Annotated in this window: 13 protein-coding genes and 1 pseudogene; 7 read left to right on the top strand and 7 right to left on the bottom strand. The window is 70.8% G+C overall.

The genetic code is table 11. The features are described from left to right. Nucleotides 1-178: 178 nt before the first annotated feature. Nucleotides 179-565, bottom strand: a complete 387-nt coding sequence (locus D474_RS0100360; RefSeq protein ID WP_026118038.1) for an ArsR/SmtB family transcription factor — start codon at nt 563-565, stop codon at nt 179-181. 125 nt (nt 566-690) lie between these two features. Here D474_RS0100360 and merA point away from each other — a divergent pair, with 125 nt between their 5' ends. The 3 genes and pseudogenes from merA to D474_RS0100375 form a co-directional block, all read left to right on the top strand. Then, nucleotides 691-2,091 (top strand): mercury(II) reductase, encoded by a 1,401-nt coding sequence (gene merA, locus D474_RS0100365; RefSeq protein ID WP_026118039.1) that lies wholly within the window; start codon nt 691-693, stop codon nt 2,089-2,091. A 26-nt stretch (nt 2,092-2,117) separates the two neighbouring features. Next, nucleotides 2,118-2,669 (top strand): organomercurial lyase MerB, encoded by a 552-nt coding sequence (gene merB / locus D474_RS0100370; RefSeq protein ID WP_017611616.1) that lies wholly within the window; start codon nt 2,118-2,120, stop codon nt 2,667-2,669. A gap of 128 nt (nt 2,670-2,797) precedes the next feature. Further along, nucleotides 2,798-5,767 (top strand): annotated as a pseudogene (locus D474_RS0100375) (Tn3 family transposase); the annotation flags it as partial. A 45-nt stretch (nt 5,768-5,812) separates the two neighbouring features. Here D474_RS0100375 and D474_RS0100380 read toward each other — a convergent pair. From D474_RS0100380 to D474_RS0100395, 4 genes are read right to left on the bottom strand one after another with little or no spacing between them, the layout of a single operon-like run. Beyond that, entirely contained in the window at nt 5,813-6,403 is a 591-nt protein-coding gene (locus D474_RS0100380) for a cadmium resistance transporter (RefSeq protein ID WP_017611618.1), read from the bottom strand. Further along, nucleotides 6,394-6,909, bottom strand: coding sequence for a signal peptidase II (locus D474_RS0100385; protein ID WP_026118040.1), 516 nt, complete (start codon nt 6,907-6,909; stop codon nt 6,394-6,396). The genes D474_RS0100380 and D474_RS0100385 overlap by 10 nt, the downstream gene beginning before the upstream one ends. Then, nucleotides 6,906-8,879: a heavy metal translocating P-type ATPase gene (locus D474_RS0100390; protein ID WP_017611620.1), complete on the bottom strand. Its 1,974-nt coding sequence runs from the start codon at nt 8,877-8,879 to the stop codon at nt 6,906-6,908. Before D474_RS0100390 ends, D474_RS0100385 begins: the two co-directional genes overlap by 4 nt. After that, nucleotides 8,872-9,255, bottom strand: a complete 384-nt coding sequence (locus tag D474_RS0100395) for an ArsR/SmtB family transcription factor (protein WP_026118041.1) — start codon at nt 9,253-9,255, stop codon at nt 8,872-8,874. Before D474_RS0100395 ends, D474_RS0100390 begins: the two co-directional genes overlap by 8 nt. Nucleotides 9,256-9,298: 43 nt before the next feature. On the opposite strand from D474_RS0100395, the gene D474_RS0100400 reads away from it, so the two are divergent. From D474_RS0100400 to D474_RS33785, 3 genes are read left to right on the top strand one after another with little or no spacing between them, the layout of a single operon-like run. Beyond that, the gene (locus D474_RS0100400; protein ID WP_017611622.1) at nt 9,299-9,931 is read left to right on the top strand and encodes a class I SAM-dependent methyltransferase; all 633 of its coding nucleotides are present in this window, start codon (nt 9,299-9,301) and stop codon (nt 9,929-9,931) included. Nucleotides 9,932-9,936: 5 nt separating this feature from the next. Continuing rightward, nucleotides 9,937-10,557: a methyltransferase family protein gene (locus D474_RS0100405; protein WP_017611623.1), complete on the top strand. Its 621-nt coding sequence runs from the start codon at nt 9,937-9,939 to the stop codon at nt 10,555-10,557. Beyond that, complete coding sequence (locus D474_RS33785) at nt 10,554-10,688, top strand: hypothetical protein (protein WP_017611624.1); 135 nt, start codon at nt 10,554-10,556, stop codon at nt 10,686-10,688. The genes D474_RS0100405 and D474_RS33785 overlap by 4 nt, the downstream gene beginning before the upstream one ends. Before the next feature lie 34 nt (nt 10,689-10,722). On the opposite strand, the gene D474_RS0100415 is transcribed toward D474_RS33785, so the two are convergent. After that, nucleotides 10,723-11,769, bottom strand: coding sequence for a tyrosine-type recombinase/integrase (locus D474_RS0100415; RefSeq protein ID WP_017611625.1), 1,047 nt, complete (start codon nt 11,767-11,769; stop codon nt 10,723-10,725). A gap of 332 nt (nt 11,770-12,101) precedes the next feature. Between D474_RS0100415 and D474_RS0100425 the strand changes: the two genes are divergently transcribed. Continuing rightward, on the top strand, nt 12,102-12,614 hold the full coding sequence (locus tag D474_RS0100425) for a hypothetical protein (RefSeq protein ID WP_017611627.1): 513 nt from the start codon (nt 12,102-12,104) through the stop codon (nt 12,612-12,614). A gap of 77 nt (nt 12,615-12,691) precedes the next feature. Here D474_RS0100425 and D474_RS0100430 read toward each other — a convergent pair whose 3' ends face one another. Next, nucleotides 12,692-13,336, bottom strand: a complete 645-nt coding sequence (locus tag D474_RS0100430) for a recombinase family protein (RefSeq protein WP_017611628.1) — start codon at nt 13,334-13,336, stop codon at nt 12,692-12,694. Nucleotides 13,337-13,492: the final 156 nt, after the last annotated feature.

A 13,492-nucleotide genomic window follows, 5' to 3' on the forward strand; every position in this document is an offset into this window, starting at 1 on the left:
AACCAGCCCCCAGCAGCAAGGGTGAGCAGGGCGGCGCCGATGAGGTAGGGGTTGGCCGCCGCGGCGCCGAGCAGCCCGAGCCCTCCGGCGGCGATCAGCACGGGAGCGGCGCAGCACAGGGCCATGGCCGCGACGGCGCCGATCACTCCCAGGTAGGAGCGCATGGTCGGCCTCCTTGCTAGTGGTGGTGGGCGTCTATGCGTTCGCAGCACGCCAGGGCGGTGCGGTTGTCGGCGGCCAGGGCGCGCGCGAGTACTACCAGGTCGGCCACCCGGGGGTCGGCGACCCGGTAGTAGGCGCGGCGGCCCTGGCGTCGGACGGACACGTATGCGCAGTCGGCCAGGCATCCCAGGTGGGCGGAGACCCGGCCCTGGGACAGGCCCACGTGGGCCACGCACTCGGTGACGGTGTGCTCGTCGTGCAGCAGGAACTCCAGCAGTCGCAGCCGGGTGGGGTCGCCCAGGGCTCGGAAGAACTTCGCGACCACCTCCACACCCGTGCCCGGGTCGGGGAAGAGCGCCTGTGGTGTGGTCGGTGCCTGGGTCGGGGTCGTGGTGTCGTCCACGGGGGACACGTCCCTCCACATCGTTTGATCTATTCGCTTGGGCGGATACTATGCTGGCAGAATACATCCGTCAAAGCGAATAAGACGAGGTCGGCTGGGTAGCCGACGTACAGGGAGGCATGGTCATGGCTTTTGATCTGGCGGTCATCGGTTCGGGCGGGGCGGCGTTCGCGACCGCGATCGCCGCGCGGCGCAAGGACCGCTCGGTGGTGATGGTCGAGCACGGCACTGTCGGCGGGACCTGTGTCAACACCGGGTGCGTGCCCTCCAAGGCACTGCTGGCCGCCGCCGAGGCGCGCCACGTCGCCCTGTCCTCAGGCCGGTTCCCCGGCATCCGTACCAGCGCCGAGGAGGTGGACTTCGCCGAGCTGATCGGCGGCAAGCGCGCCCTGGTGGAGGGCATGCGCGCCGACAAGTACACCGGCCTGGCCGCCGAGTACGGCTGGGAGATCGTGGCCGGCCACGCCCGCTTCACCCAGGGCCCGGCACTGGAAGTGGAGCTGGCCGGCGGCGGAACACAGCGGGTGGAGGCCGCCCACTACGTCATCGCCACCGGCTCGGCCCCCTGGGCACCCCCGATCCAGGGCCTGGAAGAGGCGGGATACCTGACCTCCACCACCGCCATGGAACTGGAGGCACTGCCGTCCTCGCTGCTGGTGGTGGGCGGCAACTACATCGGCCTGGAACAGGCCCAGCTCTTCGCCCGCCTGGGAGTCAAGGTGAGCGTGGTGGAGATGATGGAGCGCCTGGCCCCAGGCGAGGAGCCCGAGGCCGGTGAGGCCATCGCCGGCATCTTCGCCGACGAGGGCATCACCGTGCGCACCGGCGCCACCGTGAGCGCCATCCGCCGCACCGGCGACCGCGTCATCGCGACCATCGACGGCCAGGAGTCGGAGTTCGGCGAGGTGCTCATCGCCACCGGCCGCCGCCCCGTTACCGGCGGCCTGGGGCTGGAGGAGGTCGGGGTCCAAGTGGGTGAGCGGGGTGAGGTCGTGGTCGACGCGTACCTGCGCACCGGCAATTCCCGCATCTGGGCGGCGGGGGACGTGACCGGGCACCCGCAGTTCGTCTACGTCGCCGGAGCGCACGGGGCGGTGGTGGCCGACAACGCCCTGGACGGCGCCGACCGCGTCCTGGACTACCGTCATCTGCCGCGGGTGACCTTCACCGGCCCGGCCATCGCCGGTGTCGGGCTGACCGACGCCCAGACCGAGCAGGCGGGCCTGGACTGCGAGTGCCGGGTCCTGCCCCTGGAGAACGTCCCCCGCGCGATCGTCAACCGCGACACCCGCGGCCTGGTCAAGATCGTGGCCGAGCGCGACACCGGCCGTGTGGTGGGCGTGACCGCGGTGGCCGAAGGAGCGGGCGATGTGATCGCCGCGGCGGTCTACGCCGTGCAGGCGGGGATGACGGTGGAGCAGATGGCCAACACGTGGTGCCCGTACCTGACCATGGCCGAGGGGTTGAAGCTGGCCGCCCAGACCTTCACCCGCGACGTCGCCCTGCTCTCCTGCTGCGCCTCCTGACGCGCGGCCACGAAAGGCACCCCGTCATGGACACCACGTCCGACCAGATCGCCGACCGCCTCACCACCGCCTTCAGCACCGCCGACCACGCACGGGCCCGCCCCTGGCTGTGGTCTACCCTGCTCCGGCTCCTCAGCCAGGGCCGACCCGTCACCACCGGCCAGCTCTCCGCCGCCACCGACGCCTCCAGAGAGGAGGTGCGTGAGGCGCTGGCCACGCTGCCCGACACCGAGTACGACGACGCCGGCCGCATCGTCGGCAGCGGCCTCACTCTCAACCCCACTCCGCACCGCTTCGAGGTCGACGGACGGCATCTGTACACCTGGTGCGCTTTGGACACCCTGATGTTCCCGGCCGTCCTGGGCCGCACCGCCCACGTGGCCTCCCCCTGCCACGCCACCGGCACCCTGGTACAGCTGACCGTGGAACCGGACAGGATCACCCGCGTGGAGCCCGCCACCGCGGTGGTCTCCCTCCTGGTCCCCGACGACGTGACCTTCGTGCGCTCCTCCTTCTGCGACCAGGTCCACTTCTTCGCCTCCATCGAGGCCACCAGGCCGTGGTTGGGGTGTCGGTAAGGAGCGTGTCACCAGGTGCCAAGTAACCCGCGAGTAACTTACGGGTTCTCCGGACAACCAGCCCCAGCGCCCCGGAAGATCGTGGATAGCCGGGCGTACCGCTCGGCCAGGGACACGAGCGGGCAGGGGACGGTCGGGTGGCGCGTGATCTGGACCTGGACGAACTCCTCGACGCCTTCACCCTCACCGCCGACGAGTTGAGGCTGCTGCGGAACAAGTCCGGGGCGACCCGGCTCGGGTTCGCGCTGACCCTGCGTTTCCTGCTCTGGCGCGGCCGGTTCCCGCGCGGCCGCGGTGAGGTGCCCGACAACGCCGTCGTCCACGTGGCCAGGCAGGTCAAGGTCGAGCCTTCCGAGATCGCCTTCTACGACTGGCAGGGGCGTTCGGCCAAGCGGAACCGCACCGAGATCCGCGAGTTCACCGGCTTCGGCGAGTGCTCGGTTCCCGACGCCGAGAAGGTCACGCTGTGGTTGGCCGAGAACGTGTGCGACCAGGAGCGCAACCCCGACCGGGTACGCCAGCGCCTGCTGGAGCACTGCAAAGAGGAGCTGATCGAGCCGCCGGAGAAGACCCGCATCGAGCGGATCGTGCGCTCGGCGCTGAGCCAGGCCGAGGATCAGATGATGGCCCGCGCGGTGGGCGAGGTGCCCGCCGAGGTCGTGGAGCGGATGCTCACGCTGATCGGTCAGGCCAGCGACGACCCCGACGAGGCGCCGGCGGCAGGGGAGGGCCCCGAGGTGTATGCGCGGATCAAGGACGCCCCGGGCAATGTCAGCCTCAAGACGCTGATCGCGGAGAAGACGAAGCTGGAAGCGGTGCGCGCTGTCGGGGTGCCGCACCGGGCCTTCGCGCGCCTCCCGGCCACGATGGTGGCCGCGTGGCGGGACCGGGCCGCGGCCGAGGCTCCCTCGCACCTGCGCGGCCACCCGCACCAGATCAAGGTGTGCCTGCTGGGAGCGCTGCTGTTCTCACGTGAGCGGGAGATCACCGACACCCTGGTCGATCTGGTGATCTCGACCGTGCACAAGATCAACGCCCGCGCGGAGAAGGTCGTGACCGCCGAGTTCGTTCGCGACCTCAAGCGGGTCTCGGGCAAGGAGGACATCCTCTTCCGGATCGCCGAGGCGTCCGTGGGCTCGCCGGAGTCGCTGGTGCGCGAGGTGGTCTACCCGGCCGCCGGCGGTGAGCAGACGCTGAAGGACCTGCTGGCCGAGTTCCGGTCCAAGGGCACCAGCTACCGCCAGCACAAGCAGCGGGTGTTCAAGTCCTCCTACTCCAACCACTACCGCGTGGGGCTGCTCCAACTGCTGGACGTGCTGGAGTTCCACTCCTCCAACGACGTGCACCGCCCGCTGGTCAAGGCCCTGGAGCTGATCTGCCGCTACCGGGAGGTGGCCAACAACCGCCCCTACTACGACGCCGGTGAGCACGTCCCCGTCGACGGGGTGATCCCCTTCGAGCTGCGCGAGCTGCTGCACCGCACCGACCAGCGCGGCCGGGTGCGGGTGCTGCGCACCGTCTATGAGTGCGGGGTGTTCCAGAGCCTGCGCGAGCAGTTGCGCTGCAAGGAGATCTGGGTGGTGGGCGCGGACCGGTGGCGCAATCCGGATGAGGACCTGCCCGCCGACTTCGCGGACAAGCGCGTGGAGAACTACCGGAAGTTGAACCAGCCCCTGGATCCGGATGAGTTCATCGCGCGCCTGCGCGGCGACATGGTGACCGAGCTGGCCCACCTCAACGACGCGCTGCCCCGCCTGGGGTGGGTGGAGGTCGCCGAGCGCAAGGCGGGGGCGATCAGCCTGACGCCGTTGGAGGCGCGTGCTGAGCCGCGCAACCTGCGCAGGTTGAAGAAGGCGGTGCGCGCCAAGTGGGGTGTGGTCCCTTTGCTGGACATGCTCAAGGAGACCGCGCTGCGCACCGGGATGCTGGAGGCCTTCACCGGGGTCGGCACCCGCGAGGCCATCACCACCGAGGAGCTGTGGGAGCGGCTGATCCTGGTGATCTACGCCTATGGCACCAACACCGGGCTGCGTCGGGCGGCTGCGGGCGAGCACGCCTACTCCGAGGACGACCTGCGCTACATCCGGCGCCGCTACTTCACCATCGAGGGGGCCCGGGGCGCCGCCCGCGCGATCGCCAACGCGACCTTCGCCATCCGCTCCGAAGCGCTCTGGGGGCAGGGGGCGACCGCGGNGGTGGGGTCGGACTCCACGCATGTGAAGGCGTTCGACCAGAACCTGTTCACCGAGTGGCACTCGCGGTACGGGGGCCGGGGTGTGCTCATCTACTGGCACATCGAGGAGCGGTCGATGGCCGTGCACTCCCAGTTGCTGTCGTGTTCGGCCTCGGAGGTGCACGCCATGGTGGAGGGGGCGATGCGGCACGGCACCTCGATGAACGTGGAGGCCAACTACGTCGACTCCCACGGCCAGTCCGAGATCGGGTTCGGTATCACGCGGTTGCTGGGGTTCAAGCTGTTGCCGCGCATCAAGCAGATCAACCGGGTCAAGCTCTACCAGCCCGACCGCGGCGACCTGGAAACCTACCCGCTGTTGCGGCCTGCGATGACCCGGCCGATCCGCTGGGACCTGATCGCCCAGCAGTACGACCAGATGATCAAGTACGCCACCGCGATCCGGCTGGGCACCGCCTCCACCGAGGCGATCCTGCGCCGCTTCACCCGGGCCGCCTCCCACCCCACCTACGCGGCGATGCTGGAGGTGGGCCGGGCCGAGAAGACCGCGTTTGCGGCGCGCTACCTGCGCGATCGCGATTTGCAGTACGAGGTGGGGTCGGGGCTGAACGTGGTGGAGAACTCCCACGGCATCCACGGCGAGATCCTCTACGGCAAGACGGGGGAGCTGTCCTCCAACCGCCGCGAGGAGCAGGAGTTGACCATGCTCGCCCTGCACATCCTCCAGGCGTGCCTGGTGTATGTGAACACGCTGATGCTCCAGCAGGTGCTGGCCGAACCCGAGTGGGAGAACACGCTGACGGCCGAGGACCGGCGCGGGCTCACCCCGCTGTTCTCCTCGAACATGAGCCCCTATGGCGACATCCGTCTGAACATGGGCAACCGCCTGGCCCTGGGTGGATGAGACCGAGACGGTGTCCGGACCGGGTGCGGGAACCGGTGGGTGTGCCTACAGTCCGAAGGCGCCGCCCTCGATGAGGATGACCACACCCAGGACAATGAGGACCAGAGGCAGCAGGATGTGACCCCAGCGGCTGAGCGCGCGGGCGATGGGAGCGCGGGTGGCCAGGAACTTGCCGGCCGCGCACAGCACACCGACCAGGATCAGAAAGACCGTCGCGTAGACGGCCAGACTGGCGTAGCCGACGGTGACGAAGACGGGGACGTAAACGCCGATGTTGTCGCCGCCGTTGGCGAAGGTGACGGTGGCGACGGTGAGCAGGGCCGGGCCGTTGTCGCTGTCGGGGGCCTCATCGTCGTCATCGCCGCGCCACAGGTTCCAGGCCGCGCGCAGGCCCAGCAGCAGCGGCAGCAGCCCGAAGTAGGCGCGCACCTCCTCGGGCAGGAAACTCGCGCCGAAGGTGGCGGCCAGCGCGGCGGCCAAGATCGCGATGAAGCCCAGGTACTGCCCGGCCACGATCTTGGCGGTGGCCCCGCGGTGCCCGGCGCCTTGGGCGAAGAACAGCGCGAGCACCACGATGTCGTCGATGTTGGTGAGGGCGAACAGGCCGGCCGCCTGGGCGATGATGATCAGGTCCACGGGTCGGAGTCCTTACCGGGCGGTGCCGGTGCGCCCTGGCGGGCGGACGTGAGCACGAGCAGTACCGCCCCTGCGACGATGAAGGCGTCGGCGAGGTTGAAGGTGGGCCACCAGCCGCTGTGCAGGTAGTCGGTGACCACACCGTCCAGGCCGCGATCGATGAGGTTGGCCAGCGCACCGCCCAACATCCCGGCCAGACCGACGCGGCCCGCGAGCGGGGTGGTAGGGGCGGTGCGCCAGGCGTAGGCGGCCACGGCGGCGGTGATGAGCCCGGTGAGGGCCACGATGACCCATGTGGGCATGCTCGCGCCCAGGCTGAAAGCGACGCCGGGGTTGTAGGTCAGGCGCAACTCCAGCAGCCCCAGGAGTTGTGGTCCGGGCCCGCCGGTCAGCCGGTCTTCGGCTAGGGCCTTCAGGGCCAGGTCGGCGGCTGTGAGTGTGAGGGCGGCGGCCAGCACGCCCCAACGGGGGAGCGTGCCGGCCGCAGTCGGTGTCGTCGGCCTCACGCCGTCGCCCCCGCACGCTCGCGTGGTGCGGCGGTGGCGGGACCACCGGGAGCCAGTCCCAGGCGGCGGGTGCGTCCGGCGCGGATGCCGTTGCCGATGACCACGACCTCGGCCACCTCGTGCACCAGCACGACCGCGGCCAGGCCCAGGATGCCGAACAGGGCCAGGGGCATCAGGCCGATGATGATGGCCAGCGACAGTCCCACGCTCTGCCACATGATGACCCGAGAGCGGCGGGCGTGGCCCAGGACCTGGGGCAGGTGGCGCAGGTCCTCGCCCATCAAAGCGACGTCGGCGGTCTCGATGGCCACGTCGGTGCCCATGGCGCCCATGGCGATCCCGAGGTCGGCGGTGGCCAGGGCGGGTGCGTCGTTGACGCCGTCGCCGACCATCGCCACCGGGCCGTGTTCGCGTAGCTGGCCGACGATGCGGGACTTGTCCTCGGGGCGCAGCTCGGCGTGCACGTCACCCGGATCGATGCCCGCCTGGGCGGCCAGGGTGGTGGCGGTGGCGTGGTTGTCGCCGGTGAGCATCACCACCCGGTAGCCCGCACCGCGCAGGGAGGCCACGACCTCGCCCGCCTCGGGGCGCAGCTCGTCGCGCACCGCGATGGCGCCCAGCAGCGCGCCGTCGTCCTCGACCAGGACGGCGGTGGCCCCGGCGTGCTGCATCCGCTTCACGTCCCCGGCCAGTGGGTCGGCCTCGATCCAGCCCGGTCGGCCCAACCGGACACTGCGGCCGTTCAGGGTTCCGGTGAGCCCGGCTCCGGTGACCGCCTCCACGTGCTCGGCCCGCTGGGGTGCGGGGGCGGCGGCCAGGATGGCGCGGGCGAGGGGGTGTTCGCTGCGCTCCTCCAGCGCGGCGGCCACCGCCAGTACCTGCTCTGCGGTGTGGCCGGGCGCCGGGGCGGGTTCGATGACGGCCGGGCGGTTGCGGGTCAGGGTGCCGGTCTTGTCCAACGCGACGGTCTTGACCCGGCCCATGGCTTCGAGGGCGGCGCCGCCCTTGACCAGGGTGCCGTGCTTGGAGGCGGCGCCGATCGCGGCGACCACGGTGACCGGGACGGAGATGGCCAGCGCGCAGGGGGAGGCGGCCACCAGCACGACCAGGGCGCGTTCGATCCACATCAGCGGGTCACCGAAGAGCGCCCCGAGGGCGGCGATGAGGGCGGCGGCGATCATCACCCCGGGCACCAGCGGTTTGGCGATCTTGTCGGCCAGGCGCTGTCCGGCGCCCTTGCGGGACTGCTCGGCCTCCACGATGGAGACGATGCGGGCCAGGGAGTTGTCGGCCGCGGTGGAGGTGACGGTCACCTCCAGGACGCCGGTGCCGTTGATGGAGCCGGCGAACACCTCGTTCCCGGGTCCGGCCTCGACGGGGACGGACTCGCCGGTGATGGCCGAGGTGTCCAGGCTGGTGTGCCCGGAGGCGATACGGCCGTCGGTGGCCAGGCGCTCCCCGGGGCGCACCACCAGCGTGTCGCCCACGACCAGCTCGGCCGGGTCGACGGTGCGCTCGGTTCCGTCGCGCAGCACTCTGGCCTGGTCGGGGACCAGGTCCAGCAGGGCGCGTAGGCCGCGGCGGGTGCGGGCCACGGAGTACTCCTCCAGCCCTTCGGCGATGGTGTAGAGCACCGCCAGCATCGCGGCCTCGCCCACCTCACCCAACAGCACGGCGCCAACGGCGGCGATGGTCATCAGCGTGCCCACGCCGATCCTGCCCTTAGCCAGGCGGCGCACGGTGGAGGGGACGAACGTCCACCCCGCGACCGCCAGCGCGGCGGCCTTGAGAACCAACCCCACCAGGTCGCCGGCGCCGACCCAGCCCGCGCCGTACCCGGCCAGCAGCAGCGCCGCGGCGACGGCGGCGAAGCGGATCTCGCTCACCTGCCACAACGCCTCCGGTTCGTGCTCTTCGGCTGCTTCCCCTGCGCGGGGCTCGTCGCCACCGCATCCGCACGCGTCACTCACCGCGCACCTCCGTCATCGTCGTGCTGTCGGTTCCGTAGTTGGGGCACAGTGCGACCGCGCTGCCGGTCGCGGCCAGCAGGATCTCGGCCGAGGCCAGCAGGTCCAGCAGCTCGGGGCGGGTCAGGGAGTAGAACACCTGCCGTCCCTCGGGACGCCCGTCGACCAGGTTGCAGTCGCGCAGGCATGCCACGTGCTTGGAGATCGTGGACTGGGCCAGTCCCAACTGTTCCACCAGGTCGGACACCCGCGCCTCACCTTGGGCCAGGCGGCGCACGATGGCCAGCCGGGTGCCGTCGGAGAGGCTGTGGAAGAGCGCCTCGGCAGCGCCCAAGCCCGTAGTTGTGGCTACGCACTCATCCGTGCTATTCATCGTCATATAGCGATCATATCCCATGTTGGCGATGTTGAAAGGTGTGGGCATGCTCATGAACCGCGTGGAGTCGGCGCTGATCGACTCACCGCCCCGGCGCTGGTTGCAGCACTACGAGGCCGCAGTGCTGGTCGAACTGGGCGGGCGCACGCCAGGCGCCCACACCGCCGAGCTGGGATGCGGACCCGGATACGGCACCAAACTCATCCTGGACACCTTCGGCGCCGCGTCCGTGGACGCCGTGGACCTGGACCCCAAAATGCTGGCCAAAGCACGGCGCCGCCTTCAGCGCCACGGCGAGCGCGTCTACCTCGCGCGCGGCTCGGCCACCGACCTGGCCGCCGCCTTCGGCCCCATCGACGGCGGAAAGGACGCCTCCTACGACGCGGTGTTCGACTTCGCGATCATCCACCACATCCCGAACTGGAGAGAGGCCCTGGCCGAGGTCGCCCGCGTTCTCACACCGGGTGGCCGGTTCTTCTTCGACGAGGTCACCGCCACCGCCCTGGCCCGCCCCACCTACAAGGCCCTGTTCGACCACCCCACCGCCGACCGGTTCAGCGCGGGCGAGTTCCTCGCCGAGCTGCCCCGCCACGGCCTGCACATCGGCGAGAACTGGCGCACCCGCATCGGTAGCGACTACCTCCTCGGCGTCGCCACCCGCACCCAAAAGGGCAGGTGAGCACGATGGCCATCACCGCACTGGTGCTCTACGGCGTCTTCATCGTCCTGACCGCGACCAAGACGCAACTCCAACGACGCCACGGCACCGACACCGGGATCCGACGCCCGGCCAGCCCGCTGGCCTGGGCCGCCCGACTCCCGCTCGCACTGGGCAGCCTGGCCACCGGCGTCGCCGCACCCATCGCCGAACTGGCCGGCCTCACGCCGCTGCCCGGCCTCGACCAGCCCGCCCTGCGCACCGCCGGCGCGGCCCTGGCCGCCCTGGGCGTGGCGGGGACCTTCGCCACCCAGCTCGCCATGGGCCAGGCCTGGCGAACCACACCCGATGAGACCGAACGCCCGCACCTGGTGACCGGCGGCCCGTTCCGCATCGCCCGCAACCCCATCTACACCGCCTACACCGCGATGTCGCTGGGCCTGGCCCTGACGGTCCCCAACCCCATCGCCGTACTCGGCGCAGCCGCCGTCCTCATCGGCGTTCAAATGCAGGTCAGGGCGATCGAGGAACCCTACCTGCGGCGCATCCACGGCGCCGCCTACTCCGGTTACGCCGCGCGCACCGGCCGTTTCCTGCCCGGGATCGGCCGCCTCACCGACCACACCACCACGAAGGGACCCCGATGAGCGGCTGCTGCACCCCGAGCGACCAGGACCCCACCCCCGAAGAAGAGCGCACCGGCACGATCGCGCTGGTCCTCGTCGTGGCCATCAGCGCCGCCACCCTGGTGGTCGTCGGCGCCTTCCTGCTGTCCTAGGGCACGCATGAGGCATCGTGCGGCGCTGCGGGCCTCACCGGTCGACGGTGAGCACCTCCAGGGCGGCGGCCTTGTCGGCCTCGGTGGGCAGAGCGTAGCGGCGGGTGGTGTTGATGTCGGCGTGCCCCATCAACTCGGCCACGGTCACCAGGTCCACCGGCTCCTTCGCCAGGTCGCCGCAGCCGCGCACCAGGTCGGTGCCGAAGGTGTGCCGTAGCACGTGTGGGCCGAACGCCTCCCCGTCGTCGCCCGGTCCGATTCCGGCCGCTGACCCCAACTCGCACACCACCGCGTTCGCCGCCCGCGTCGACAGCGCCTGGCCGTCGCGGTTGCGCACCAGCGGACCGGCAGCAGGGCGGCCGAGCTCGTCCAGGAGGAGTTCGAGGGAGGCGCGGGCCTCGGCGTGCAGCGGGACGGTGCGGTCCTTGCCGCCCAACCGTCCCTTGCCGCGCACCCGCACGCTGCCCCGGCGCGCGGACAGGCGGATGTCGGCCGCGTCCAGGGCGACGATCTCGGCGATGCGCAACCCCGTGTAGTAGGCCAGGTGGCAGATCACCCGGTCCCGGGCGGAGGCGTCGCGGGCCACGGTGCGCAGGAACCTCAGCTTGGCGCGGGCCTCGAGCGCGCGTGGAGCGCTGGGGCGGGCCAGGTGCTCGCGGACCACGTCGGGCCGTCCCGAGCCGCGCAGGGCGAAGAAGGCGTCGATGGCGGCGAGGCGGTTGTTGATGGTGGCCGCCGACAGGTGGGTTCCCCGGGCGGTGCGGGTGTTCTTCAACGTGCGGCGGTAGTCGCGCACCGCCCAGTCCCGCGCGGCCGCATCGCACAGCGGGTCGCCGTCCAGGGCGCCGGCCTCGCGCGCCTGGGCGAGCCAGGCCAGGAAGTGGGCGGCGTTGCGCCGGTACTTGTCGCGGGTGGCCGTCCCCAAATCGGTGGAGGCGGCCAGCTTCTCGCCGAAGGCGCGGTGTTCATCCGCCAGGTCGTCGGGCAGGTCGAGGGTTCGGCTCGGCCGGCCGGTGCGTGTGTTTCCAGAAGTGGAAACCGGGGGCTGTCCTCCGACAGGAGGTGTGTTTCCAGAAATCATGTCCTCAGGCTACTTCAGGGAACGCTGATTTCCAGAAGTACGGGCATCCGCCGCAAGCGTCGACTAAGTTACTCGCGGGTTACTTGGCACTTGGTGACGCGCTCCTTACCGACACCCCTGGTTGGCCGAGCACCCCGAGGCCACCGCCGTACCCGTGGAGCAGGCCCTCGCGCTCGGCCTCCGGTTCACCACCACCTTGAAGGACCCCGACCAGGACGGGTGCTGCTGCTGACACCCGGCCCGGGCCCGGCAACACACGTCCGCCGGGCCCTGCCTACCCCTCTCCTTGAACTCCCCGGTCCGATCCGGCAGCAGGAACAGGAGGAACAGCGATGAAGAAGCCCATCACGGAGCTGGCCAAGGACCTGGCCATCGCGCCGGTGGCCGGCTACCTGGCCACCAAGGTGATGGAACCGGTCAGCATGAAGCTGTACGAGTGGGAGAGCGACGCCGACCGCCAGCGCGAGGACGAGGTGCGGCCCGGCCCGCCGTTCGGCATCGCCGCCGACAAGACCCTGGCCCTGTTCGGTATCCACTTGGAGGGCCAGGCGCAGGAGCGGGCGGGGATGGCCTTCCACTACGGGCTCGCCGTCTCCTGGGCGCCCGTCTACGCCCTGATCCGCCGCACCACCCCGATCGGACCGGTCAGCGCCGGGCTGGCCTCGGGTGCGGCCATGTCACTGATCGTGGACGAGGGGCTCACCCCGCTACTGGGCTTCTCCGCGCCCAACCGCGACTATCCGCTCATCACCCATGCCCGCGGGTTCGCCGCCCACCTCGCCTTCGGCCTGGCCGTGGCCGCCGTCACCGAGACGGCCTGGTGCCTGACCCGCAGCCGGCCCTGATCGGCACCACGCCCCGCTGCCAGGCGCCCCCGCCCGGGACATGAACCGCCCGAAGGGCGGCGATGCGCACCCCCGCTTCAGCTCCCACCCGTACGCAGAGCGCTCTGGGCGCGCAGTTCCTTCAGGTCGGGGATGTGGTTGTACAGCGTCCCCGGGCTGACGCCGAGCAGGCGGGCGATGGAGGTCACCGAGTACTCGGGGTTGGGCAGCATGTCGCGGGCCGCGCGGATCAGGTCGGCATCGACCACACTCGGTCGGCCACCCACCCGGCCCCGGGCCCGTGCGGCGGCCAGACCCTCGCGGGTCCCGGCCACGATCAGCTCGCGGATGAACTCCGCCAGCGCGGCGAAGACGTGGAAGACCAGCCGCCCGCCCGGGGTGGTGGTGTCGAGCCGCTCGTGCAGGGAGGTGAACCCAATCTCGCGGGTGCGCAGCTCGGCGACCATGGTCACCAGGTCCTGGAGGGAGCGGCCGTAGCGGTCCAGCGAAGGGACGACGAGGGTGTCACCGGGGTTGAGGAAGGCGTGGCACGCCTTCAGCTCGGGGCGCTCGTCGGTGCGCCCTGACTTCTTGTCGGCGAAGATCCGGCGACACCCGGCCGCAGTGAGCGCGTCCATCTGGCGGTCGAGCTTCTGCGATCCGGTGGAGACACGGGCGTAGCCGATACGGATCTCGGTGAGTACGACCGGTTCGGCCGCGAACAGGTCCGGAGAGGTGTCCATGCCCGCGATCCTTTCAGAAAACGGCCCGGGGAGGTTGTTGAACCCCCTCGGTTTCTGAAGGGGTTTTTGAAGGCCGTGGGGGCATTCGGCGCCCGTCCGCCGCAGGCTTCAGAAAACGATCGTTTGTTGAAGGCATCCCCACGCGACGGAAATGTC

The sequence above is a fragment of the Nocardiopsis salina YIM 90010 genome (assembly GCF_000341025.1).
Classification (GTDB): Bacteria; Actinomycetota; Actinomycetes; order Streptosporangiales; family Streptosporangiaceae; genus Nocardiopsis; species Nocardiopsis salina.